Genomic DNA, 23,396 nt, shown 5'->3' on the forward strand with positions numbered 1-23,396 from the left:
CGGAGCCGCGCCGCGACAGGGTGAACGGCTGTCACCCGGACCTCAGAGCGAGGGGTCCTGCATCAGGATCGCCTGGTAGAGGTGGTGCAGCCGGCGGCTCGGCTTGAGCCCCAGCTCGTCGTCGAGCCACTTGCGTGTGCGGTGGAAGATATCGACGGCCTCGGACTGCCGCCCACAGCGGTACAGGGCGATCATCAGCTGCTCGCTGAACCGCTCGCGCTCCGGATACTGCGCGAGCAGCTGCTTCAACTCGGCGACGACGACCCCCGCTTCGCCGGCCTGGAGTTGAGCCGCGATGAGATTCTCCCTCGCGGTCTTGCGCTGTTCGTCGAGACGGAGCGCCACGGCTCTGCACCGCGGGCCGTCGCTGGCGTCGAGCAGGGCGGGGCCCCGCCACATGGAAAGGGACTCGCGCAGCAGGTCCATGGCCTCGTGCGGCCGCTCGTCGACCAGGCTCGCGCCCTTCTCCGCCGTACGCAGGAAGCGGTACGCGTCCAGGGAGCCCTCAGGGGCCTCAAGGACGTAGCCGTTGTCCACCGTACGGATGTGGACCCGGTCGGGGCCGTCGAGGCCCAGTTCCCCCAATGACTGGCGCATGCGCTTCACGTTCGCATGCAGGGCGTTCCGCGCGTTCTTGAGTGTGGTCTCCCCCCACAACTCGTCGATGAGTTCATCAAATGCGACCACCAGCCCGGAGTTCAGGGCCAGCATCGCGAGCATGACTCGATTCTTCTTCGCCCGCATGCCGACGGTTCTATGACCGTCCCCGATCAGCAGCGGGCCCAATATGGAGATGTGTACCAATTCCCGTCCCCTAGCTAAGAATTGAAGCCATAGAATCCCACCTTGCACCTTGCGGTGTCGGGCCCGGGGCGCAAAACAGCGGTCGACTGTTCGGCCCGGTCTGACAGAGGGAAAGCCTGGGGTAAACCCCTAACCGGTCAATTATCAGTCACAGTCGGCTGATCCGGCACTGTACCTTCGTACATGAGCTGATGTGCCTGGGCCACCAGGCCGACTTGAAGTCGGGATTCCACTTCCAGCTTGGCGAGAATGGCCGCGACGTGGGCCTTGACCGTGCGTTCCGTGACGTGGAGCCGGGCCGCGATACCGCGGTTGGAATAACCGGCCCCCAGCAATCCGAATACCTGGGTCTCCCGTTCGGAGAGGGACCCCACCCGAGCGAGCTCGATCTGCCAACGCACCGCGGGCACCTCGGCGTCATTGCCCATGACTCGCTCCCCCTGGTCGACCTACTCCCCCTGTGCGTACGCCGTAAGGTCGCCAGCGAACGCACACGCGAGTCTACAACTCCCACCACTTTCAGCCACAGCCATCACAAGTTGAACACAGGACATCCAGCTGGTCCGCCAGGCGAAGAGCATGCAAAGACGGCTGCTGGGGGAGGGCTCTTGCCCTCCCCCAGCAGCCGGGGATATGTCTTTCGGGAGTTGAATACCGGTCAGTAGACGGTCGTTCGCTCCTCGACCGCGGCCGGCAGGCGCGTCGGCTTCGACTCGTCCTGGTGCGCGAGCCGCGAGGGCCACCACGTCTTCCAGCCGAGCAGCGTGACCACGGCCGGCAGGACGACGATCCGGATGAGCGTGGCGTCCAGGAACACCGCGCACGCCATGCCGACGCCCATCTGCTTCATCTCGATGAAGTTCAACGAGGCGAGCAGGGCGAACACGCAGACCATCACCACCGCGGCGCTCGTCACCACCCCCGCCGTCCGCGTGATTCCCTGCTCGACGGCGTCCCGGATGGACAGCCCGCCGCGCGCCGCCTCCCTGATCCGGCTGACGACGAAGACGTGATAGTCCATCGACAGGCCCAGCAGGATGACGAAGAGCATCAGCGGCAGCCAGGCCACCACCCGGCCCGTGGACTCGAAGTCGAGGATGCCCTCCGCCCAGGTCCGCTGGAAGATCAGCGCGAGCAGGCCGAACGACGCCACCGCAGACAGGACGTTGAGGACCACCGTGATCAGGGCGAGCATGAGCGACCGGAAGGCGATGGCCATGACCAGGAAGGTCAGCAGCAGCGCGACACCGAGCACCCAGGGCATCTTCTCGACGACGTTCGCGCGGTAGTCCACGTCGTAGGCCACGTCGCTGCCGCCGACCGCGAACTCGGCGCCCTCGACCGAGCCGACGGTGTTCGGCGCGATGTCCTCGCGCAGCACGGACAGGGACTCCCGGGCCTTCTCGGAGCTGCTGTTGAAGCGGGTGCCGACGGCGATCGTGGCGACCGTGCCGTCCTTGGACGTATGGACCTCGGGCGGCGGGGTGTGCGTGAAGAGCTTGTTCCGCTCGGCGCTTTCGACCAGCGCCGCGACCGCGGTGCGCAGCTCGCCGCGCTGCCCGTCGGGCACCTTCACGGCGACGGTGTGGGTGTCCGCCTGGCTCGGGAAGGACTGGGTCAGGCGCGCGTTGGCCTGCATCGCGGGTATCGACTTGGGCAGGTCGTCGATGCCGGTGGCCTTCAGCTTCAGGTCGAGGGCCGGCAGCGCGAGGGCCAGCAGTACGCCGACGGAGAGCACCAGGGCGATGACCGGGTGGCGCAGGGACGGCTTGAGCATCGTCGACCACAGACGGGGCTTGAGGCCGCCCTTCTGCGTGAGTCGCCACACCAGGGGCACCCGCGGCTTGTCCAGGTAGGAGCCGAACTTGGACAGCATGGCCGGCAGCACGGTCAGCGAGGCGAGCATCGCGATGGCGACGACCAGCACCGCTCCGGTCGCCATCGACTCGAAGGCGATGTGCCCGGCCAGGTAGAGCGCGCCCATGGAGACCATGACGACCAGGCCCGACACCATCACGGAGTGGCCGGAGGTGGCCGCGGCGATCTCGATGGCGTCGATGTTGCGGGCGCCGAGAGCGCGTTCCTCGCGCTGCCGTTTGAGGTAGAAGAGCGAGTAGTCGACGCCGATGGCCATCCCCATCAGGACGATGATGTGCGTCACCGGGCCCGGGTCCGGCACGAGTTGGGAGGCGACCCCCCACAGGCCGAGGCCGGCGAGGACCGACGAGATGCCGAGGACGACGGGGACGCTCGCGGCGACGATCGCGCCGAAGACGAAGACCATGACGATCAGCGTCACCGGCAGGCTCAGCCCGGTCGCCTTCGTGAGGTCCTTCGCCAGCATGTCGTCGAGGCCGGCCTTGATGGTCCCGGCGCCGACCAGCTCGACGCGTACGTCCGTGTGGGACCGGCGGGTCTCGTCCAGCCTGTCGAGCAGCGGCTGCACCCGGTCGGCGGCCGTCTCCGGATCGCCCTTGAGCGTCACCGGCACCAGCAGCGCCGAGCCGTCCGGCGCCCGGACGGGCCTGCCGATCGAGGCGACGCCCTTGGCGCCCTTCAGCGCGGCCACCGCGTCGTCGGCCGCCGCCCGCGCCACACCCGGGTCGAGCTTGTCCCGGTACGGAGTGACCAGGATGTTCTCCACCGCATGGTCTTCCAGGCCGCCGCTCTTGGCGATGGCGGCCGACCGGCCGGACTGGCCTATGGCCAGGTCCGAGTCGGTGGCCGACCGGGTACCGGCCATGCCGCCGACCACCAGCGCGCCCAGGACGAACACCACCCAGAGCGTCATCGCCCACCACGGATGGACGGCGCTCCACCGGGCGGACCTGGTGATCAGGTTCCTGCCTCCCACGATTACTTTCCCCTCCTCGAACGAAAACACGGGATCGCGGGACGCAGGCCTGGCTTCACGTTCCGGCCGGTCTTTACCGCGCGCTCTTACGCTTTCAATCTAGTGACGCCCCGATTCCGGGCCACGGGTACAAGTACGTTGATTGGAGGGGGAGTTTCTTCCACTTGACACGGCGGGACACCACATCCTCAGCGACACATGAAAAGGCCTTTCGCCCACCAACGCAACGGCTCCGGCACGTCCTTCGGGGAGTGGCAGGTCGGCGACTCTCCAGGGCCCGGTGAGCGGCCCGGTGGAGGGCCGCACAATAGCCTGCCCGTCGGCGTGGGCGACAGGGAGTCCCATACCTTGAGTGAGCCGGGCGCCCGCGGCCTTCACACACGCCTCTTTCCTGACCCACAGGCGCGTGAAGGCCGCGCGGCCGCCGGATGCCACCAACTGCCTTTCCGTTTCCGGGAAGAAGCGCTGAGCGAGGCGCATGCCGTCCAAGTCCGCGCGGGCCTCTTCCACGTCCACGCCGACCGGCCGGGGAGCCAGGGCGAGCAGGGCCAGGTCACCCGAGTGCGACAGGTTGAAGTGCGGTCGCCCCGCCCCCGCGACGAGCGGCTTGCCCCAGCGGCCCCGCTCGAAGCGCAGGGTGTCCGGCGCCCGGCCCACGTGCTCACCGATGATGATCCGTGCGGCGGCGTGCGCGATCACGAAACGGCGCCGCATGCCGGGACGCAGTCCGAGGCGTGCGCGCGCCGTCTCCTCCTCGTCGAGGAGGTCTTCGAGGGCGGGCGGATACCCGTCCGGGCCGCTCCCCGCACCGAGCGGTATGTGCCACACCACCACCTGGTCCGTCTCACGGCGAAGGGGTGCCCGGTTCAGCGTCTCCCCACCTTCCCCGTGTGGAGCCCCTGGAAGAGGTTGAGCTTCTGGATGGTGCGCGTCCCCTCCATGAACTCCACGCCCCGCGCGTCCCTGGCGAGCTTGTCCAGGAGCGGGTGGTCGAGGCGGGCGCCGGGCCCGAAGAAGCCGAGGGCCTGGATCGTCACGTCCTCCGCGAGCTCGCACGCGCGGGCCTTCGCCGCCGACGCGAGATGCCCCGCGGACGGCCGGGCGTCCACGGCGCGAGCGGCGCGGTAGGTCAGCTGCCGGGCGGCGTCGATGCGCCGGCCCAGCTCGTCGAACAGCTCGCGCTCCGCGCCCCGCAGCAGCTGCCGGTGCTCGGCCACGTACTCGTGGGCCGCGCGGGCGATGCCGAGGGCGATCGCCGCGACGCTGGGGCGCAGCTGGTTGAAGACGTTGACGATGCTCCACATGCCGCGGCGCGTCGGCGGGAGGTGCGTGCCGAGCACCCGCCCGGCCGGGACCCGTACCGAGTCGAGCGTGATGTGGGTGAGCTGGACGCCGCGCAGCCCGACCGTGGGCAGCGGCTCCGCCCGGAAGCCGGGGTCGGAGGTGTCCACGAGGACGGCCGTCACGCCGAGCCGCTCGGTACCGGCGACGCGCGCGAAGACGGCGGCGATGTCGGCGCGCGCGGCGTTGCCGACGTACCGCTTCTGGCCGTCGAGGACGTAGGAGCCGTCGCCCGCCGGGGTCAGCGTGACGGTCATCTCCCCGATGGCGGAGCCCCGCTCGGGCTCGGTCAGGGCGAAGCAGGTCCAGGTGGGGCGCTCGGCGAGCCTGCCGTACACCCAGTCCCGCTGCTCCTGGCTGCCGAGGACGCCCAGCAGTACCCCGCACATCGAGGGGCCGGGCGAGGCCAGCATCATCCCGGCGTCACCGCGCGCCAGTTCCTCGCTCACCAGGACCCGTTCGAGCGTGGCCAGTCCGTGCGCGGGACCGCTGCCCGCGTCCCGGCTCGACCGCTCCCAGCCGGGCGGGACCTCGTGCCCGGCGAGGAAGCGCACCGCGGGCAGGTCCAGGTACCGGTGGATGGCGTCCGGGTCCCGGTCGAGCTCCAGGGCGCCCGCGCGCAGGCCGTCGGCCCAGTCCCGTACGTACCGGTGCGTGGTGAGGAGCGAGCCGGGCAGGCTGATCACACGGCCCCCTTGGCGGTATGGCCGGTATGCCCGGTATGGCTGGTGTCACCGGTATCGCCGGTCCGGTCGGTCTCGTACGAGGTGCCGGGCCGTGGCCCGCAGTACACGTCGGCGAGGAGTTCGGAGGCGTGGGCGGCCGTGCCGGGCCCCGCCGAGGTGAAGCCGTGCGCGCCGAGCAGCCGCAGCAGCGCCCGGTCGGTCCGGGTGATCTGCGCCTGGATCCGGGTGAGCGTGTGCTCGTCCACCGGCAGGCGGGGGCCGAGGGGCGTGTCGTCGGCCGCGGCGCCGTCGGCGAGGTCATCGAGGACGCCCTCGATCTCCAGGTGCTCGATCAGCACGTCGGCGAGCGCGCCCTTGACCATCTGCTGCATCAGCAGCGAGACCCCTTCGACCTGCCGTGCCGCCAGATAGGCGATGCAGTCGTCCCGCAGCCGTTCGGACATGCCGAGCCGCAGCCAGGCGAGACTGGCGTTCCAGTCGAGGGGCGCGGGTCCGGCGCCGGGCCGTGGTTCCCGGCCGCCCGCACCGGGCCGCAGGACGGCGAGGCCCGGCAGCGGTTCCTCGTCCTCGCTCGCGCTCCGGCCTCCGTCGCTCCCGCTCCGGGCGTCCCGCGAGCCCTCCATGGCGGCGAACTCGTCGAGCAGCTCCTTCGGCAGGACGGCATGGCCACGCGGCCCGCGTGGCGGCACCCCGGGGGACAGGGCCCGGGCCAGCAGCGTCAGCGCGGGCACCAATCCGTCCGCGCGTGCGTTCACCCGTGCCTCGTGTCCGTGCTCACGCACCTCGGCCGAGACCATCAGCAGTCCCCCATTCCCCCGTGTCGAGCGTGCAGTAGGCCAAGAAGTCCCGCTCGCGGTCGTAGTCGGCCACGACCAGGTGCCGGGCCGGGGCCGCGGCCTCCAGGAGCGCGGTCCACACGCCCGTGCACGGCTGCCCGAGCGCACCCCTCGCCACCACTTCGCCGCGCGGCGGGAGCGTGGGCCCCGCCGCGCCTTCCTCATCGGCTCCGCGAGCGGGGAGACCCGCCCCGGCCACGACCGCCGCCCGCTCGTCCCACTGCGTGAAGACCTCGGCCGACGGCCTGCCCTGCGCCATGCCCCGCACGGCGCCCTCGCCCCCCGGCCACTCCACGAGCAGCGCCACCGCCGCGTCGGCACGGACGGCCGCCTGGCCCGAGTCCGGCACGGCGTACGGCTGTGTGCCCTGATCGACGATCATCACAAGGAGCCGGCACAAGCCACAGCGTCGGGCGTACTCCACCGCCACCCGCAGCGCGCTGAACGGCGCGAGGACACCCTGGTCGGAGAGGGCGAACGACAGGGGCTCGCCCGGCAGCCGCCGCTTCAGGCAGGACGCGACCAGCTCGGCGTGCTCGAAATCCGGGGTGGCGTAGGCGACCACCACCACCTCGGGGCACTCCTGCGCGGACAGCGGCCCCAACGCGTCGAGTGCGCCGTACGCCAGCTCCACGGAGGTGCGCCGGCCCGAGGCGGCGTACCGCTCGCGGTCGAAGGACGCCCCGTAGGGGGCGCCCATCTCGCGGAAGAAGCCCTCCCGCACGGGATCGGGCTCGTAGACCCCGCCCGGCTCCGGCGCGGTATGCCGCGCCGCCCGGATGATCCGGGGCACGGCCGCCGGGGTGTCGGCCCCGGCGGGGGGACGCCGCACGGGCGCAGTCGTGCGGAACATGCTCAGCCGCTCGTTTCCGCCGCGACGAAGCCGGCGAGGGAGCCCACCGTCTCGAAGTGCGTCATCTCCAGCTCATCGGCGTCGAACTGGACGCCGAGGATCTCCTCGATGGTGATGAGCAGTTCGAGTGCGCTGCTGGAGTCCAGGCCCAGCTCGTCGAAGAGCCGCACACTCTCCTCGGCCCCGGTCACGTCCTTGTTCAGGACCTCCGAAAGGCCTTCGCGGACAGCGTTCACATACCGCTCGCGGTCCGCGGTGCTCAGGGCGACTGCGGTGTTCTCGGTCATGTCGATCTCCTTGTTCAGGGGTGGGTCGTTCGGCGGGTGAATGGTTCGGTGCGTGGGTGACGCGGGCGCGGGGACGGTCGGTCCGGCGGGCGGGGCTCAGCTCTCGTCGGTGCCCGTGGCGTCGTACAGCCGCTGCCGCCCGAGCATCACCTCGACGTCGTCCCGCTCGCGGATCAGCCGCGCCCGGCCGTCCAGGACCAGGACCTCCGCCGGGTATCCGTGGCTCAGGAAGTGCACCGGCGAGGCCGTCGGGCCGTAGGCGCCGGAGCGCTGCACTCCCACCAGCTCGCCGGCCCGCAGCGCCGGCATCGGCACCTTCTTGCCGATGACATCGTTCGGGGTGCACAGCGGTCCCGTGATGTGCCACGGCTCGGTGGCCGGCTCGTCCATGCGCTCCAGGGCGGCCATCGGGAAGTTCCGCTTCACGTACGAGCCGATGCCGACCGCCGCCATGTGGTGGTTGGTGCCGCCGTCGGTGACGGCGAAGTTCTCCCCCATCGACGTCTTGGTGTAGCGCACGCGCGTCACATAGGTGCCGGACGCGGCGACGAGGAAGCGGCCCAACTCCATGATCATGCGGGTGTCGGGGTGCCGGGACGTGAACCCCTCGATGAGGGGGTTGAGGTGTGCGGAGAGCTCCGCGAGGTCCAGGTCCTTCTCGTTGTCGAAGTAGGCGATGCCGAGGCCGCCCCCGATGTCGACCATCTCCAGGGGGAAGTCCAGGTGGGCCGAGACGCGTTCGGCCAGGTCCAGGATGCGGCGGGTGTTCTCGACGACCGTCTCCTCGCCGAGGATGCGCGTGCCCAGGTAGACCTGGACGCCCATGAGCCGCACGGCGGGGTAGCGGGCGGCCAGCTCCGGGGTCTCGGCGAGGAGCTGCTCCTCGTCCATGCCGAACTGGCGCGGCTTGCCGCCCATCGTCAGGCCCGAGCCCTTCACGGAGAAGCTCGGGTTGACGCGCAGCGCGACGCGCGCCGTGACGCCGCGCTCACGCGCCACCTCGTCGATGAGGGCCAGTTCGCCGAGGGACTCGCAGACGAGCGCGTAGATGCCCTCGTCCAGGCAGGCCGCCAGTTCGGCGCGGCTCTTGCCGGGGCCGAGGAAGATGATGTCGCGCGGTGCGACACCCGCGCGGCGCGCCGTCACCAGCTCGGTCAGCGAGGAGACCTCGGCCCGGGCACCGCAGCGGTACAGCAGGGAGCAGATGGAGATGTTGGGGTTGGCCTTGAGGGAGTAGAAGACCTCCAGGGAGGGGTGCAGCTGCTCGCGCAGCCCCTGGAAGCGGGTGGTGATCTCCTCGCCGTCGTACAGGTAGAGGGGGGTGCCGAACTCCTCGGCGAGTTCGGTGATGCCGACGCCTTGCACCTCAAATGCGACGCTCACGTTCAGCTCCGTTCCGTGTGGGCCGCGAGGCGGCGGGTGATGTCGGCGTCGAGTGCGCCGACCAGGTCGTCGGAGGCCGCCACGAGCACGCCGTACAGCCGGCCCTCGAAGCCGTCCGCACCGTCGGTGGCGGCGGCGTTCACCGTGGCGTAGTTGTTCACGAAGAGGCCGTGGGGGCGCGGGCCCCGCTCCTCCAGCAGCAGCCCGGACAGGACCTCGCGCAGCTCCGCGAAGGGGAGCGGCCGGTCCAGGCGGACCGTGAAGTGCCGGGCGACGGCGACCTCGTCGGGGCCGGCGAGCCCTTCGTGCACGACGTTCTGGTACGTGGACATGTTGTTGCGGGCGTTGATCTCGATGACGGGGTAGAGGCCCTCGTCCGGGTCGACCATCGCGTCGACGCCGACCACTCCGAAGTAGCCGTCGGCGTGGAGCCGCTCCCCGAGCCGGTGCGCGGTGCGGGTGATCTCCTCGACCTGCTCCTCGCTCAGCCGGGCAGGCATGCGGTGGCCCTTGTGGACGCCGTTCTCGGTGAGCAGTTCCTTGACGAAGTCGAAGTGGGTGGAGCCGTCCCGGCCGACCGTGAACTGGTAGTTGAGGTCGGCCCGCTTGGCGACCCACTCCTCGATCACGAGGGCGGTACGCGGACTCGTGCCGTCGGCGGCCGCCGCGCGCTCGGCCTGCGCGACCGCCATCCGGTGCAGCCGGGCGAGACGCTTGGCGCTGTCGAGGACGACGATGCCCTTGCCGGACACGCCGAAGGCGTCCTTGACGACGACCTTGCGCCCCGCGTCGAGCAGTTCCCCGGCCGCGGTGACGGCATCGGCCAGTTCGTCGAGCGTCTCGCAGGCCCAGCCCCGCGCCTGCCGGATGCCGAGCTCATCGGCGAGCCTGCGGCTGTACACCTTGCTGTTGACCCGCTTGCAGACGCCGGCCGGGGGAGCGCCCAGGCGCAGCCCGGTCCGCTCGGCCAGCTCTTCCTCCACGGTGGAGATGCCGTGCGCCGTCAGCCGGGCCCCGTCGTCGGCGAGCGCTGACAGGGTGCGCAGCAGCTCCGGGTCGGCGAGGGCGTCCTCGCTGACCGTGCGCTGCGGGTCCTGGTCGGCGACCACGTGCACGGTGGGCAGGGTGAGGCCGAGCCCCTCCAAGTAGGCGCGGTAGCCGTCGTCCAGGGGCGTCTTGAGGACGACGTGGTCGTCCTTGCCGCCGAGCAGCAGCGCGAACTCGTCCATGCGGTTCACGACGGCGCTCCCCGCGTGGGAGGCGACCCGGGGCAGCGCCGGTTCGCCGAGCGCCCACTGGTTCTCCACCTCGAAGTTGCCCAGGAACACCAGGGGCGTGTCGACGGCCCCGGTGACGGCGTGCTTGAGGCGCCCGCTGAAGCCGGCGGACGGAAGATGCATGTCGACCTCGTTCATTTCTCTGTGTGCGCCCGCTCGGGTGCGCGGTGTACGGCTGACGGGTACTCAGTGCTCGAAGACCATGGCGGCGAAGGTCGCCCCGAGCCCCACGCTGGTCATGAGGTAGCGGTCGCCGGGCCGTAGCCGTCCCAGCTCCCCGGCCCTCTGCAGATTGATGAAGGGATCGGCGCAGAAGCAGTGGCCGGTCTCCGGCACCAGGTCGAGGAAGACCCGGTCGAGGGGCAGCCCGAGCGTCTTGCAGACGCCGATCCACGACAGCCGGTTGACGTTGTGCGGCAGCACGAGTGCCAGGTCGTCGAGGCCGCACCCCGCTTCCTCCAGGGCCGCGCTGATCACCTCGCACAGGCCGGGCCCGTAGAGGTCCTGGAACTCCTTGGCCGCCTCGGCGCCCATGATGAACTCGTCGCCGAACCGCGTGTGGGTGCGCGCCGCGTACCCGAGCATCCGGTCGCCCCCGGCAGGGTTCGCGCTCACCAGAACGGCGACCGTGCCCTCGCCCATCACCGTGACGTCAGGGATGGACTGCGTCTGGACCGTGCACACCTTCTCCCCGGCGAGGACGAGGGCGAGCGCGTCCGGGTCCGGGTCGGCGGCGAGCAGCGTCCCCGCGATGTCCACGGCGAGCAGCCCCGAGGCGCAGGCGTGGTGGGAGACGACGAACCCGGCGGCGTGCTCCAGGCCGAGTTCGGCCTGCACCGGGCGGAGCGAGGTGAGTGGGTACGGCAGCGGCGAGGGCATGGTCCGCGCCTGGAGGACGTACTTGACGCGCTGTTCCTGTCCCCGCAACTCCACGAGCTTCGTCGCGGCCCGCAGGAGCAGCTCGGGCTCGGTCGCCTGCGGGTCCCGGCAGACCTCGGACAGCCCGTAGAAACGCTCGTAACGCCTTAGCTGGACATCTGTGAGCTGGAGTTCCTTCTGGAAGCGGGAGATCGGGATGGTGTCGGGAAGGCAGCTGGAGACCGCCACGATCGACGTCATGGCGGTAACAGTCGCCGGAGACACTGACGACCCGGTGACGGTGGACTGACTGTTCCGCGAGGTGGGCGCGGCACTGTTTCACGTGAAACGCCGAAACGCCGAGGGACGACGGACCGTGTGGTCCGCCGTCCCTCGGCGTCGCGTCTTCGCCGGGTGGCGCGGGTGAGCCGCTGGGGTCAGCTCCGCTTGTCCCGGTCCGCCTCCTCGGCCTCCGCCTCGGCCTGCTTGGCCTGGACCTCGGGGTCGAGGGACGTCTGGTCGCTGCCGTCGACCGAGGTCAGCGGCGTGGTGTCCGGGACCTCGGTGGCCGCGGGCGGCTCGACCAGCCAGTCGGGGTTGGCCTGCTTGTCCCACCACTTCCAGGCGGCGATGGCGCCACCCGCGAGGATGCCCAAGACGGCGATCCTCTTGGCGATGCGACCGTTCCTGGCCCGGCGCTCGTGCTTGCGGACCAGGCGCTGGATCTCCTTGGCCGAGACCTGACCGCGCAGCGCGGCGAGGGCCGCGGCGCTGCGGGAGGCGGCTTCCTCGCGGACGGGCTGCGCGGCGGCCACCGCGTGCTCGATGCGGGGCTTGGAGTAGTCGGCCGCCTGTCGGGCGGCCTTGCGGGTGCGTGCGGCGGCCTCCTGCGCGGCATGGTCGACCTTCGGCGGCACGTGCGTACGCGCCTGCTCGACGCGGGGGGCGACGTGGGCGCCGTACTGGACACGGGCCTGTTCGGCCGCCTGCGACACCTTGGGCGCCAGCCGCGCACGCGCCTCCTGGGCGTACTGTGCGGCCCGGTCCTTGGCCGTGTCGGCGTATGGCGCCACCGCGTCCGCGGCGTGCCGCACGCTGTCCTTGGCCGAGCCGGTCGCGGCGCGCACGCTGTCGATGCGGGTCACGTGATCCTCCTCCTCGGTGGCGTATACGTATGTCACCTTTCCACCCTTTCAAGGATCATGCCTTCCGGATCGCCCCCAGGTATGAGAGGACGGGCATCCGGCTCAGTCACGTGTACCCGGCTGGCCCTTGATCAGGCGGAGAATCGGTGCGAGAAGACCTCTTCGCCGACAATGCCACGGATCGCTTCGGCGCGCGCCCACTCGGTGGCTACTCGTCCCGATCCGGTCCGTGCGAGGATCGGGGTGTCACAGAAGACAACGGAAGGCAGATCGTGGCTGAGCAGCTTTACGCCACCCTGAAGACCAACCACGGCGACATCGAGGTGCGGCTGCTGCCGAATCACGCGCCGAAGACGGTCAAGAACTTTGTGGAGCTCGCCCAGGGCGAGCGCGAGTGGGTCCACCCGCAGACCGGCAAGAAGACGACGGACCGCCTGTACGACGGCACGGTCTTCCACCGGGTGATCAGCGGTTTCATGATCCAGGGCGGTGACCCGCTGGGCAACGGCACGGGCGGCCCGGGTTACGAGTTCGAGGACGAGTTCCACCCGGACCTCTCCTTCGACAAGCCGTACCTGCTGGCCATGGCCAACGCCGGTCCGGGCACGAACGGCTCGCAGTTCTTCGTGACTGTGTCGCCGACCGCGTGGCTGACCCGCAAGCACACGATCTTCGGCGAGGTCACCGACCCGGCCAGCCAGAAGGTCGTGGACGCCATCGCGGCCACCAAGACCAACCCGCGCACCGACCGTCCGGTCAACGACGTGGTCATCCAGTCCGTGGTCATCGAGACCCGCGACGCCTGATCAGCGCGTACCCGAGCCCATCGGCGAGGGAACCGAACCGCCCCGCCCATCCGTAAGGAAGGGCGGGGCGGCGTGTTGCCATGTGCGCCGCGCCGGCGCAGGCAGCGCCGCACAGTGTTCTTCGTACGGAGATTGAGGGGATCCCATGGACCAGGTGCCAGGCAGCCCGCAGGACCCGCAAGGAGCGTCGGGCCTGCCCGGCTGCTACCGGCATCCGGACCGGGAGACCGGCATCAGCTGCACGCGCTGCGAGCGGCCCATCTGCCCCGAGTGCATGATCAGCGCCTCGGTCGGTTTCCAGTGCCCGGAGTGCGTCCGCGAGGGCTCGGGCACCGGCCACGCGCCGGCGGCCAACCAGCCGCGCACGGTCGCGGGCGGCGCGGTCACCGCGGACCCGCGCCTGATCACCAAGATCCTGGTGGGGATGAACCTCGCCCTGTTCCTGGTGCAGCAGTCGGTGGGGGACCGCTTCACGGATCAGTACGTCCTGCTCGGTCAGGCGTTCGTGCCGGAGTTCGGGTCGGTCGAGGGTGTCGCCGAGGGGCAGTGGTACCGCCTCGTGACGGCGATGTTCCTGCACGGCAGCATCATGCACATCGCCTTCAACATGCTGAGCCTGTGGTGGATCGGCGGTCCGCTCGAAGCGGCACTCGGCCGGGTCCGCTACATCGCCCTGTATCTGGCGTCCGGCATCGCGGGAAGCGCGCTGACCTACCTACTCGACGAGCAGAACCAGCCCTCGCTCGGCGCGTCCGGCGCGATCTTCGGTCTCTTCGGCGCGACCGCCATCCTGATGCGGCGGCTGAACTACGACATGCGGCCGGTCATCGCCCTGCTGGCGATCAACCTGCTCATCACGGCCTTCTGGCCCAACATCGCGTGGCAGGCCCACGTCGGAGGGCTCGTCGGAGGTGTCATCGTCGGCTACGCGATGGTGCATGCGCCCCGCGAGCGGCGGAGCCTCATCCAGTTCGGCAGCTGCGCGCTGGTGCTGCTCGCGGCCGTGGTGATGGTGGTCGTCAGGACCGGGCAGCTCACATGAGGTGACGCACGTTGTCCACAGCGTGTACTCGACCCTGTGCACGCTGTGGGGAACAGCTGTGCCCCTCGTCACTGACCTGGGTTTCCCCAGGAAGGACAAGGGGCGAGCCGGGGAGGCAACGCGAGGAGCCAGTCACACCGGTGTCAACCGGCGGAGAGTTATCCACAGATCTTCAGACCTTTTCCACTCGTGTGGATAGCGCTGTGGATAACTCAGGGCAGGGCTTGCGCGGAGAGGCCGGAAGAGGCTACTTCCACTGCGTCGAGACGCCGAACCCGGCCGCGATGAAGCCGAAGCCGACCACGATGTTCCAGTTGCCGAGCGTGTCGATCGGCAGCTTGCCGTCCGTGACGTAGAAGACGACGATCCAGGCGAGTCCGATGAGGAAGAGCGCCAGCATCACCGGGGCCACCCAGCTGCGATTGGTCAGCTTGATGGCCGTCGCCTTCTTGGACGGCGGCGGCGTGTAGTCGTCTGCCTTCTTGCGGATACGTGACTTCGGCACGAGGGTCTCTCCTGTCGATGCGCTGCGTGGCCGCGCAGGTAACTGTGGTCTGGCCGGGCGGGCTTCACCGGGAGCTGAGCCTCCCCCGGGCGTCCGTTAGCGTAGTGCTTCCGCGGCGCTGAAGGAGATAAGGGTACGTTGAGCAATTCTGCCGACTCCCCCGAAGGTGCCGGGCGCCGCCCCCGATGGCGTCCGGTTCGCGTGCTTACGGGCGCCGTTTTCGCGCTCGCGGGCCTGATTTTCTTCACCAGTTTCAACACGGCCAAGGGCACCAACATCCGCACCGATGCCTCGCTGCTGAAACTGTCGGACCTGATTCAGGAGCGCAGCCACAAGAACGGCACACTGGACGAGTCGAACGGCTCCCTGCGGGACGACGTGGAAGCCCTCGCCCAGCGCGACAACGGCTCCACCAAGGCCGACGACGCCCGGCTCAAGGCCCTGGAGGCCAACGCGGGCACCAAGGAGCTGAGCGGCAAGGCGGTCACGGTCACCCTCGCCGACGCCCCGCCCGACGCCACCGCCAAGCTCCCCGGCTACCCCGAGCCCCAGCCGAACGACCTGGTCATCCACCAGCAGGACCTCCAGGCCGTGGTCAACGCCCTGTGGCAGGGCGGCGCCAAGGGCATCAGGGTCATGGACCAGCGGCTGATCTCCACGAGCGCCGTGCGCTGCGTCGGCAACACCCTGATCCTCCAGGGCCGGGTCTACTCGCCGCCCTACAAGGTGACCGCCGTGGGCGACCCCGACAAGCTCAAGGACGCCCTCGCCGCGTCCCCCGAGATCCAGAACTACATGCTGTACGTCAACGCGTACGGTCTCGGCTGGAAAGTGGACGACGACGGGGCGGTGACTCTTCCCGGCTACTCGGGCACAGTGGATCTCCACTACGCGAAGCCTGTGGAGTGAGACGGAGCGAGCCCCGGGGAGGGACCGTCCTGTGTCCGTGCGTATGTCCGTGCGTGTGCTCGTCAGGACGTTCAGCGAACTCTGCGTCACCATCGGCGCGCTGATCGTGCTCTTTGTCGTGTACGTCCTGTTCTGGACCGGCGTGAAGGCCGACAACGCCATGGACAGCCAGATCGACGCCTTGCAGGACCAGTGGGCGCAGGGCGCGGTCTCCTCGGGGGCGGGCGACGAGCCGGCCGGGACATCGCCCGCGAAGCCCGCCCCCTACAAGGACGGCAAGCCCTTCGCCGTCATGTACATCCCCCGGTTCGGTTTCACGTGGAACAAGCCCGTGCTCCAGGGCACCGGCACCGACGTACTGAAGAAGGGCCTCGGTCACTACGCCTCCACCGCCCAGCTGGGACAGAAGGGCAACTTCTCCGTGGCCGGCCACCGCCGCACCTACGGCGACCCCTTCAAGGACTTCCCGAAGCTGCGCCCCGGCGACCCCGTCGTCCTGACCGACGGCGCGACCTGGTTCACGTACCGCATCGACAAGAAGCCCTACCGGACCCTGCCCGGCGACATCGGCGTCATCGACCCCGTCCCGCGCAAATCCGGCTTCGACGGGCCGGGCCGTTACCTCACCCTTACGACCTGTGAACCGGAGTGGGGGCACAGCCACCGGCTGATCGTCTGGGCGCATCTGGACGCCACTCAGCCCGTGGAGGCCGGGAAACCGGAGGCACTGCGCCGTTAGTCTGTTGCCGTACGGCGAGGGAGGCCCGTTGCCGTACGCGACGGAAGGGACGGCATGTACGGCTGGATCTGGCGGCATCTGCCGGGAAACGCATGGGTAAGGGCGCTGATTTCTCTGGTGCTCGTCTTCGCGGTGGTCTATGTGCTGTTCCAATACGTCTTCCCGTGGGCCGAGCCGCTGCTCCCCTTCAACGACGTCACCGTGGACGGCCAGTGAGTACCGCCGGCGGCCGCCGCAGCCGCGTCCTGGTCGTGGACAACTACGACAGCTTCGTCTTCAACCTCGTCCAGTACCTGTACCAGCTGGGTGCCGAGTGCGAGGTGCTGCGCAACGACGAGGTGGAGCTCCGGCACGCGCAGGACGGCTTCGACGGCGTCCTGCTCTCGCCGGGGCCCGGCACCCCTGAGCAGGCGGGCGTCTGCGTCGAGATGGTGCGCCACTGCGCCACGACCGGCGTGCCCGTCTTCGGCGTCTGCCTCGGCATGCAGTCGATGGCGGTGGCGTACGGCGGCGTGGTGGACCGCGCCCCTGAGCTCCTGCACGGAAAGACCTCGCTGGTGAGCCACGAGGGCAAGGGAGTCTTCGCGGGCCTGCCCTCGCCCTTCACCGCGACCCGCTACCACTCGCTCGCCGCCGAGCCCGCCACGGTCCCCGCCGAGCTTGAGGTCACCGCGCGCACGGAGGACGGCATCATCATGGGCCTGCGCCATCGGGAACTGCCGGTCGAGGGCGTGCAGTTCCATCCGGAGTCCGTACTGACCGAGCACGGTCACCTGATGCTCGCCAACTGGCTGGCGGAGTGCGGCGACACCGGCGCCGTCGAGCGATCGAGTGGGCTGGCCCCGGTGGTGGGCAGGGCCACGGCGTGACGGCCCTGCGCCCCGAGCACGACTCCTCCGGAGCCCCGTACGGCGCGAGCGGCGCGCACGGGGACGGCGGCGGTTACGCGCACGGAGGCGCCGGGGGCCCGGACGAGACCGCGGCTCTGGAGGAAGCGGTCGATCACCTGGCCGACCCGCTGACCGATCCACTGCCGGGCCAGCACCCCTCGCCGTGGTTCCGCAGCACGTCGGCGGGGCCGCAGCTGCCGCAACAGCCGCAGAGCCCCGCACAGGAGCGTCAGCAGGCGCCGCAGCCCCAGCGCCTCCCGCAGGAGCAGCGGCAGGCGGCGCCGCAGCCCCAGGGCCTCCCGCAGCAGCGGCAGCAGCAGCCGCGGCAGCAAGCGCGGCCGCAGGGGGCGTCTGAACCCACGTACGAGCAGCTGTACGGCGCCTATGCCCCCGGGCCGACAGCCGACGACGAGACGGTGGGTCTGCGGACCGCCGACACCCGCCGTGCGGCGGAACCCCGTCCCACCGGGGGCAGGGCCGCCCGCCGCAAGGCAGCCAAGAAGGGCGGCACGCGCCCCGCGCAGACCCGGCAGCCCGCACAGACCCAGACCCCGCGGACCCGGCCGGACGGCACTCCGCTCTCCCGGCTGGAGGCCCGCCGTGCCGAGCGCGCCCGCAGGCCCTCGCCCGGTGCGGCGATCAGCAGGGGGCTCGGCGAACTCTTCATCACCGTGGGCGTCTTGATGCTGCTGTTCGTCACCTACCAGCTGTGGTGGACGAACATCCGGGCCCAGCAGCAGGCGGACGGCGCCGCCCACGACCTCCAGGAGGAGTGGGCGAAGGGCAAGGGCAAGCCCGGGACCTTCGAACCCGGCCAGGGCTTCGCGCTCCTGCACATCCCCCGGCTGGACGTCGTCGTGCCGGTCGCCGAGGGCATCGACAAGCAGAAGGTGCTCGACCGCGGCATGGTCGGCCACTACAACGAGGGCGCGACCAAGACCGCCATGCCGGACGCCAGGACGGGCAACTTCGCGGTGGCCGGCCACCGCAACACCCACGGCGAGCCGTTCCGCTACATCAACCGCCTGGAGCCGGGCGACCCCATCGTCGTGGAGACGCGGGACAAGTACTACGTCTACAAGATGGCGAGCATCCTGCCGCAGACGGACCCCGGCAACACGAGCGTCATCGGCCCGGTCCCGCCGGGCTCCGGCTTCACGAAACCAGGCCGCTACATCACACTGACCACCTGTACCCCGGAATTCACGAGCAAGTATCGAATGATCGTCTGGGGCAAGATGGCCGAGGAACGGCCGCGCAGCAAGGGCAAGCCGAGCGCGCTGGTCGACTAGCAGTGTGAGAACGGGGCAGATCCAGTGGCAGCCACGACCGAAGACGACGAGAAGCAGGCCGAGGCGCCCGCTCCGGCGCCCGCACCACGACGCAGGGGCCGCGGCCCCATCGCCACGGCGGTCAGCGTCTTCGGCGAACTCCTGATCACCGCGGGCCTCGTGCTCGGGCTCTTCGTCGTCTACTCCCTGTGGTGGACGAACGTCGTCGCCGACCGCGAGGCGCACAAGCAGGGCGAGAGGGTGCGCGACCGCTGGGCGGGCGGTCCGGGCAGCGTCGACACCAGGGGCGGCATCGGCTTCCTCCACGTACCCGCGATGGGCAACGGCGAGATCCTGGTCAAGCCGGGCACCGACAGCAAGCTCCTGAACGACGGCGTCGCCGGCTACTACAAGAAGCCGGTCAAGTCCGCCCTGCCCGAGGACAAGAAGGGCAACTTCACGCTGGCCGCGCACCGCGACGGACACGGCGCGAAGTTCCACAAGATCGACAAGATCAAGAAGGGCGACGCGATCGTCTACGAGTCGCGGGACAAGTGGTACGTCTACAAGGTGTACGCGACGCTGCCGTCGACCTCGAAGTACAACGTGAAGGTCCTGGACCCGATCCCCAAGGAGTCCGGCGCGAAGAAGCCGGGCCGCTACATCACGCTGACGACCTGCACGCCCGTCTTCACCTCGAACTACCGCTACGTGGTGTGGGGCAAGCTGGAGCGGATCGAGAAGGTCGACAACCAGCGAACGCCTCCGGCGGAACTGAAGTGATCCGCTGACGGTCCGCCGGCGCCCCGCGGATCGACATGACAGAGCCCCGGGACCGCTGAGCGGTACCGGGGCTCTGCTTCATGCGGTGTGCCGAGCCGGATCAGTCGTCGTCGCGGTTCGAGCCCCAGTGCGAGTCGCGGTGGGAGTCACGCTGCGACAGGCCGCCGATGAAGCCACCGCCGTCGTCTCCGCCGCCGTTCCCGCCGTTGCCGTTACCGCCGCCGTTCCCGCCGTTGCCGTTGCCGCCCGCGGTGGTGAGGTTGACCGCCGTGCCGGGGGCGGCCTTCGTGCCCGCGGTGGGATCGGAGAAGACCACGAGCGCGTCGTCGTCCTGCGGCCCCGTGATGGACCCGACGGACAGCCCCGCGTCCTCGATGGCCTTGCGGGCGTCCTTCAGCTTCTGCCCGGTCAGCGGCGGGACGGTGGATTCCTCGGGCGCCTTGGCGACCTGGACGGTGACCGTGGAGCCCGGGTCGGCGGGCGTGCCGGCGGCGGGCGTGGTCTTGATGACCTTGCCCTCGTCGACCTCATCGGAGGCGACGTCCGACCGCGTGGCGGTGAAGCCGCTCTCCTTGAGCCGCTTCTCCGCGGCCGCGTAGTCGAGGCCGGTCACGTCGGGGACGCTGACCTGCTTCTTCTCCTGGGCGACGGTGAGCGTGATGGTCTCGCTCTTCTCCGCCTCCGTGTCGCCCTTGGGGTCCTGGGCGATGACGATGCCCGGGGTCTGGTCGGACTCCTGTGTCGTCTTCTCGACGTTCTTGAAGCCCTTGTCGGCGAGTTGTTCCTTGGCCTTCGCGTAGGTCAGACCCTGCACGTCCGGCACAGCGATCTTCGGGGTGCCCGACGAGACGGTCACCGTGACCGTGTCGCCCTTCTCGATGTCCGTGTCCGCGGCCGGGGTCTGCGCGCAGATCTCGCCCTTGGGGTACTTCTCGCACGGCTCGCGCTTGCCCACCTTGAGCTCGACGCCGGCGTTGGTGGCCGACTCCTTGCCCTCGGCGAGCGTGTCGCCGACGAAGTTCGGCGCCTTGATCGTGCCGTCGCCGCCACCGTCCCCGCTGAACGCGACCTTCCCGATGAGGATCGCCCCCACCAGGACCAGGACGCCCGCGAGGATGAGCAGCCACGTCGACGTGTTGCTCTTCTTCTGGCGGCGGCCGTGACCGCCCTCGTCCGATCCGTATCCGCCCTCGGGGCCGACCGGCGGCATCATCGTCGTCTGGCCGCCGCCGTTCTGCGGGTGCAGCATCGCGGTCTGCTGGTCGGCGCCGTAGCCGTCGGTCCCGCCGTAGCCGACCGCGCCCATGGCGGCGGTGGCCGCGACCGGCTGGCCGTCGAGGCACGCCTCGATGTCGGCGCGCATCTCGTCGGCCGACTGGTAGCGGTAGTCGGGGTCCTTGGTGAGGGCCTTCAGGACGATGGCGTCCATCTCCGGAGTGATCTCTCCGTCGAAGACGCTCGGGGCCTGCGGCTCCTCACGCACGTGCTGATAGGCCACCGCGACCGGGGAGTCGCCCACGAAGGGCGGCCGGACCGTCAGGAGCTCATAGAGCAGACAGCCGGTCGAGTACAGGTCGGAGCGCGCGTCGACCTGCTCGCCCTTGGCCTGCTCCGGCGAGAGGTACTGGGCCGTGCCGATGACCGCGGCCGTCTGCGTCATCGTCATGCCGGACTCGCCCATGGCGCGGGCGATGCCGAAGTCCATCACCTTGACCTGGCCGTTGCGTGTCAGCATGACGTTCGCGGGCTTGATGTCGCGGTGGACGATGCCGTTCCGGTGGGAGTACTCCAGGGCCTGGAGGATGCCGATCGTCATCTCCATGGCGCGCTCCGGCAGCAGCTTGCGGCCGGAGTGCAGGAGCTCACGCAGCGTGGAGCCGTCGACGTACTCCATCACGATGTACGGGATGGAGACCCCGTCGACGTAATCCTCACCGGTGTCGTAGACCGCGACGATCGCCGGGTGGTTGAGCGAGGCGGCCGACTGGGCCTCACGGCGGAACCGGGCCTGGAACGACGGGTCGCGGGCGAGATCCACCCGCAGCGTCTTCACCGCCACGGTCCGGCCGAGGCGGGTGTCGTGCGCGAGGTAGACCTCTGCCATCCCACCACGGCCGAGCACCTGGCCCAACTCGTACCGGCCGCCGAGGCGACGCGGCTCTTCCATAGCTAATCCAGCCCTCTCCGTCGGTCCCGACCGCACCTTGTGTGGTCCGGCGGTGTGCTGTCCGGGCATACCGTACCCGGCTCGACTTGCGTGACCCGGCCTCGACCGTCACCCGATACCGGACCGGTACCGCAACGTGCACCGATGTGGAGGGGCCGTGACAGGGGTCACTTCTTGCTGGCGATGACTGCCTTCATGACGTCCTTGGCGATGGGCGCCGCGAGCCCGCCACCGGAGATGTCGCCCCGGTCGGCGGCGCTGTCCTCGACGACCACGGCGACGGCTACCGGCGACCCGGAGTCCGTCTTGGCGTACGAGATGAACCAGGCGTACGGGTTCTTGCTGTTCGCGACGCCGTGCTGGGCCGTACCCGTCTTGCCGCCGACGGTGACGCCGGGGATCTGCGCCCGGGTGCCCGTACCCGTCTTGACGACCGTCTCCATCATTTCCTGGAGCTTCTGGGCGTTCTCCTTCGAGAGCGGCTCGCTCATCTCCTTGGGCGAGTGCTTCTCGACGACGTCGAGGTTGCGCGCCTGGAGCTCGCTGACCATGTACGGCTCCATGAGCGTGCCGTCGTTGGCGATCGCGGAAGCGACCATGGCCATCTGGAGCGGCGTCGCGGCGGTCTCGAACTGGCCGATGGAGGACAGCGCCGTCTGCGGCTTGTCCATGTCCTCGGGGAAGTTGGAGGCGTTGGAGCGCACCGGGACGAACTGCTCGGAGTTGAACCCGAACTTCTTCGCCGTCTCCAGCATCTTGTCCTTGCCGAGATCGGAGCCGATCTTGCCGAAGACGGTGTTGCAGGAGACCCGCAGCGCCTCACGCAGCGAGGCGTTCTTGCAGGGGAGGTCGCCCTCGTTCTTCAGCGGGGTGGTGGTGTTCGGCATGACCCACGGCAGCGGCGAGCGCGTCTTGCCGTCGATGTCGTCGTACAGGCCGTGCTCCAGGGCGGCCGCCGCCGTGACCACCTTGAAGGTGGAGCCGGGCGGGTAGGTCTCGCGCAGCGCGCGGTTGACCAGCGGCTTGTCCTTGTCCTTGTCCAGCTCGATGAACTTCTCGGCCTCTTCGTTCGTGTTGCCCGCGAAGTCACCGGGGTCGTACGAAGGGGTGGAGGCGAGGGCGAGGATCGCGCCCGTGGACGGGTCGATCGCGGCGACGGCACCCTTGCCGCGGCCCTTCAGGCCCTCGTACGCGGCCTTCTGCGCGGCGCCGTTGAGAGTGGTGACGACATTGCCGCCCTCCTTCTTCTCGCCGGTCAGCATGTCGAGCGTGCGGCGGAAGAAGAGCCGGTCGTCGTTGCCGGTGAGGATGCCGTCGTCGATGTACTCCAGCTGGTTGGCACCGATGCGCTGCGAGGAGTAGCCGGTGACGGGGGCCCACATGGGCCCGTCCTTCCAGGTCCGCTTGTACTTCAGGTCGCTGCCCGGGGTGGCCTTGGAGCCGGTGATGGGCTTGCCGTCCACGATGATGTCGCCGCGCGGCTGGGAGTAGCGCTCGATGGTGACGCGGGGGTTGGCCTTGTCGCTCTCGAGGTCGCTGGCTGCGACGTATTGAAGCCAGTTGTCGCGGATGAGCAGCGCGAGGACCAGCAGACCACAAAAGACAGCGATCCGGCGTAGCGGCTTGTTCACGGTCCGAACCTCTTCGACTTGCGATCACCATGGCCAGGTGCGGAGGAGTCTAGTACTACAGCCGATGGCTTCACGATGAGTGAGCGGGAGACAGCCCGCGCCTAAACGTCAGCTCAGTTGGTGTGCTTGCGGCAGCCTGGTGTGACGACTGCTGCGTTGGTCGAACGGTGGCGCCGAAAGACCAGTGGGAGCGGTTTCAGCGGGTGGTCCCAACAGCTCCGCAACGTCCGTAGGGCGGAGGAGCACGTCGGCGAGGGCACCGCGAACCTCCATGACAACCAGGCCCTGATTCCGCTGGGTCGGCACCGCTGCGTCGCCGTCGAGCGGAC

Annotated in this window: 23 protein-coding genes; 8 read left to right on the forward strand and 15 right to left on the reverse strand. The window is 69.8% G+C overall.

Translation table 11 applies throughout. The features are described 5' to 3' along the window. Positions 1–42: 42 nt before the first annotated feature. The 12 genes from KKZ08_RS19700 to KKZ08_RS19755 all read right to left on the reverse strand — a co-directional run bounded on the left by KKZ08_RS19700 (position 43) and on the right by KKZ08_RS19755 (position 12,324). The gene (locus KKZ08_RS19700; protein ID WP_263303351.1) at positions 43–720 is read right to left on the reverse strand and encodes an AfsR/SARP family transcriptional regulator; all 678 of its coding nucleotides are present in this window, start codon (positions 718–720) and stop codon (positions 43–45) included. Positions 721–941: 221 nt separating this feature from the next. Then, positions 942–1,232, reverse strand: a complete 291-nt coding sequence (locus KKZ08_RS19705; RefSeq protein ID WP_223775705.1) for a helix-turn-helix transcriptional regulator — start codon at positions 1,230–1,232, stop codon at positions 942–944. 230 nt (positions 1,233–1,462) lie between these two features. Next, a complete protein-coding gene (locus KKZ08_RS19710; RefSeq protein WP_223775706.1) occupies positions 1,463–3,658 on the reverse strand; it encodes an MMPL family transporter in 2,196 nt (731 codons plus the stop codon). A 99-nt stretch (positions 3,659–3,757) separates the two neighbouring features. Next, entirely contained in the window at positions 3,758–4,489 is a 732-nt protein-coding gene (locus tag KKZ08_RS19715) for a 4'-phosphopantetheinyl transferase superfamily protein (RefSeq protein ID WP_223775707.1), read from the reverse strand. A gap of 35 nt (positions 4,490–4,524) precedes the next feature. Then, positions 4,525–5,685: an acyl-CoA dehydrogenase family protein gene (locus KKZ08_RS19720; RefSeq protein ID WP_223775708.1), complete on the reverse strand. Its 1,161-nt coding sequence runs from the start codon at positions 5,683–5,685 to the stop codon at positions 4,525–4,527. Beyond that, positions 5,682–6,482, reverse strand: coding sequence for a hypothetical protein (locus KKZ08_RS19725; RefSeq protein WP_223775709.1), 801 nt, complete (start codon positions 6,480–6,482; stop codon positions 5,682–5,684). Before KKZ08_RS19725 ends, KKZ08_RS19720 begins: the two co-directional genes overlap by 4 nt. Continuing rightward, entirely contained in the window at positions 6,460–7,374 is a 915-nt protein-coding gene (locus KKZ08_RS19730; protein ID WP_223775710.1) for a hypothetical protein, read from the reverse strand. The genes KKZ08_RS19725 and KKZ08_RS19730 overlap by 23 nt, the downstream gene beginning before the upstream one ends. A 2-nt stretch (positions 7,375–7,376) precedes the next feature. After that, positions 7,377–7,661, reverse strand: a complete 285-nt coding sequence (locus KKZ08_RS19735) for a phosphopantetheine-binding protein (RefSeq protein ID WP_223775711.1) — start codon at positions 7,659–7,661, stop codon at positions 7,377–7,379. 96 nt (positions 7,662–7,757) lie between these two features. Then, positions 7,758–9,044, reverse strand: a complete 1,287-nt coding sequence (locus KKZ08_RS19740; protein WP_223775712.1) for a type III PLP-dependent enzyme — start codon at positions 9,042–9,044, stop codon at positions 7,758–7,760. A gap of 2 nt (positions 9,045–9,046) precedes the next feature. Next, a complete protein-coding gene (locus KKZ08_RS19745) occupies positions 9,047–10,444 on the reverse strand; it encodes an ATP-grasp domain-containing protein (protein ID WP_223775713.1) in 1,398 nt (465 codons plus the stop codon). A 63-nt stretch (positions 10,445–10,507) separates the two neighbouring features. Continuing rightward, on the reverse strand, positions 10,508–11,440 hold the full coding sequence (locus KKZ08_RS19750) for a 3-oxoacyl-[acyl-carrier-protein] synthase III C-terminal domain-containing protein (RefSeq protein ID WP_223775714.1): 933 nt from the start codon (positions 11,438–11,440) through the stop codon (positions 10,508–10,510). A 176-nt stretch (positions 11,441–11,616) separates the two neighbouring features. Then, positions 11,617–12,324 carry a DUF5324 family protein gene (locus KKZ08_RS19755; protein WP_223779115.1) on the reverse strand — a complete coding sequence of 236 codons (708 nt, stop codon included), beginning with the start codon at positions 12,322–12,324 and terminating at the stop codon, positions 11,617–11,619. 272 nt (positions 12,325–12,596) lie between these two features. Between KKZ08_RS19755 and KKZ08_RS19760 the strand changes: the two genes are divergently transcribed. Both KKZ08_RS19760 and KKZ08_RS19765 read left to right on the forward strand, forming a co-directional pair. Continuing rightward, a complete protein-coding gene (locus tag KKZ08_RS19760; RefSeq protein ID WP_223775715.1) occupies positions 12,597–13,130 on the forward strand; it encodes a peptidylprolyl isomerase in 534 nt (177 codons plus the stop codon). 145 nt (positions 13,131–13,275) lie between these two features. Next, entirely contained in the window at positions 13,276–14,172 is an 897-nt protein-coding gene (locus tag KKZ08_RS19765) for a rhomboid family intramembrane serine protease (RefSeq protein ID WP_223775716.1), read from the forward strand. A 247-nt stretch (positions 14,173–14,419) separates the two neighbouring features. On the opposite strand, the gene crgA is transcribed toward KKZ08_RS19765, so the two are convergent. Continuing rightward, positions 14,420–14,677, reverse strand: coding sequence for a cell division protein CrgA (gene crgA, locus KKZ08_RS19770; protein ID WP_223775717.1), 258 nt, complete (start codon positions 14,675–14,677; stop codon positions 14,420–14,422). A 138-nt stretch (positions 14,678–14,815) separates the two neighbouring features. On the opposite strand from crgA, the gene KKZ08_RS19775 reads away from it, so the two are divergent. The 6 genes from KKZ08_RS19775 to KKZ08_RS19800 all read left to right on the forward strand — a co-directional run bounded on the left by KKZ08_RS19775 (position 14,816) and on the right by KKZ08_RS19800 (position 19,269). Further along, on the forward strand, positions 14,816–15,586 hold the full coding sequence (locus KKZ08_RS19775; protein WP_223775718.1) for a DUF881 domain-containing protein: 771 nt from the start codon (positions 14,816–14,818) through the stop codon (positions 15,584–15,586). 49 nt (positions 15,587–15,635) lie between these two features. Next, entirely contained in the window at positions 15,636–16,325 is a 690-nt protein-coding gene (locus KKZ08_RS19780; RefSeq protein ID WP_223779116.1) for a class E sortase, read from the forward strand. A 54-nt stretch (positions 16,326–16,379) separates the two neighbouring features. Next, complete coding sequence (locus tag KKZ08_RS19785; protein WP_107097924.1) at positions 16,380–16,541, forward strand: hypothetical protein; 162 nt, start codon at positions 16,380–16,382, stop codon at positions 16,539–16,541. Further along, positions 16,538–17,194 (forward strand): aminodeoxychorismate/anthranilate synthase component II, encoded by a 657-nt coding sequence (locus KKZ08_RS19790; protein WP_223775719.1) that lies wholly within the window; start codon positions 16,538–16,540, stop codon positions 17,192–17,194. The genes KKZ08_RS19785 and KKZ08_RS19790 overlap by 4 nt, the downstream gene beginning before the upstream one ends. 116 nt (positions 17,195–17,310) lie before the next feature. Then, positions 17,311–18,507, forward strand: a complete 1,197-nt coding sequence (locus KKZ08_RS19795) for a class E sortase (RefSeq protein ID WP_223779117.1) — start codon at positions 17,311–17,313, stop codon at positions 18,505–18,507. 24 nt (positions 18,508–18,531) lie between these two features. Continuing rightward, positions 18,532–19,269 carry a class E sortase gene (locus KKZ08_RS19800; RefSeq protein WP_223775720.1) on the forward strand — a complete coding sequence of 246 codons (738 nt, stop codon included), beginning with the start codon at positions 18,532–18,534 and terminating at the stop codon, positions 19,267–19,269. A gap of 100 nt (positions 19,270–19,369) precedes the next feature. Here the strand turns inward: KKZ08_RS19800 and pknB are convergent, their stop codons facing one another. Together pknB and KKZ08_RS19810 are read right to left on the reverse strand one after the other, a co-directional pair. Beyond that, positions 19,370–21,436, reverse strand: coding sequence for a Stk1 family PASTA domain-containing Ser/Thr kinase (pknB, locus tag KKZ08_RS19805; protein ID WP_223775721.1), 2,067 nt, complete (start codon positions 21,434–21,436; stop codon positions 19,370–19,372). Between the two features lie 167 nt (positions 21,437–21,603). After that, entirely contained in the window at positions 21,604–23,067 is a 1,464-nt protein-coding gene (locus tag KKZ08_RS19810; protein ID WP_223775722.1) for a penicillin-binding protein 2, read from the reverse strand. Positions 23,068–23,396: the final 329 nt, after the last annotated feature.

The sequence above is a fragment of the Streptomyces sp. 135 genome, assembly GCF_020026305.1.
Lineage (GTDB): Bacteria > Actinomycetota > Actinomycetes > Streptomycetales > Streptomycetaceae > Streptomyces.

Coding starts and splice junctions, on each gene's coding strand:
- KKZ08_RS19700 (WP_263303351.1), bottom strand. CDS start 720: ATGCTCGCGATGCTGGCCCTGAACTCCGGGCTGGTGGTCGCATTTGAT.
- KKZ08_RS19705 (WP_223775705.1), bottom strand. CDS start 1,232: ATGGGCAATGACGCCGAGGTGCCCGCGGTGCGTTGGCAGATCGAGCTC.
- KKZ08_RS19725 (WP_223775709.1), bottom strand. CDS start 6,482: ATGGTCTCGGCCGAGGTGCGTGAGCACGGACACGAGGCACGGGTGAAC.
- KKZ08_RS19730 (WP_223775710.1), bottom strand. CDS start 7,374: ATGTTCCGCACGACTGCGCCCGTGCGGCGTCCCCCCGCCGGGGCCGAC.
- KKZ08_RS19735 (WP_223775711.1), bottom strand. CDS start 7,661: ATGACCGAGAACACCGCAGTCGCCCTGAGCACCGCGGACCGCGAGCGG.
- KKZ08_RS19745 (WP_223775713.1), bottom strand. CDS start 10,444: ATGCATCTTCCGTCCGCCGGCTTCAGCGGGCGCCTCAAGCACGCCGTC.
- KKZ08_RS19750 (WP_223775714.1), bottom strand. CDS start 11,440: ATGACGTCGATCGTGGCGGTCTCCAGCTGCCTTCCCGACACCATCCCG.
- KKZ08_RS19765 (WP_223775716.1), top strand. CDS start 13,276: ATGGACCAGGTGCCAGGCAGCCCGCAGGACCCGCAAGGAGCGTCGGGC.
- KKZ08_RS19785 (WP_107097924.1), top strand. CDS start 16,380: ATGTACGGCTGGATCTGGCGGCATCTGCCGGGAAACGCATGGGTAAGG.
- pknB (WP_223775721.1), bottom strand. CDS start 21,436: ATGGAAGAGCCGCGTCGCCTCGGCGGCCGGTACGAGTTGGGCCAGGTG.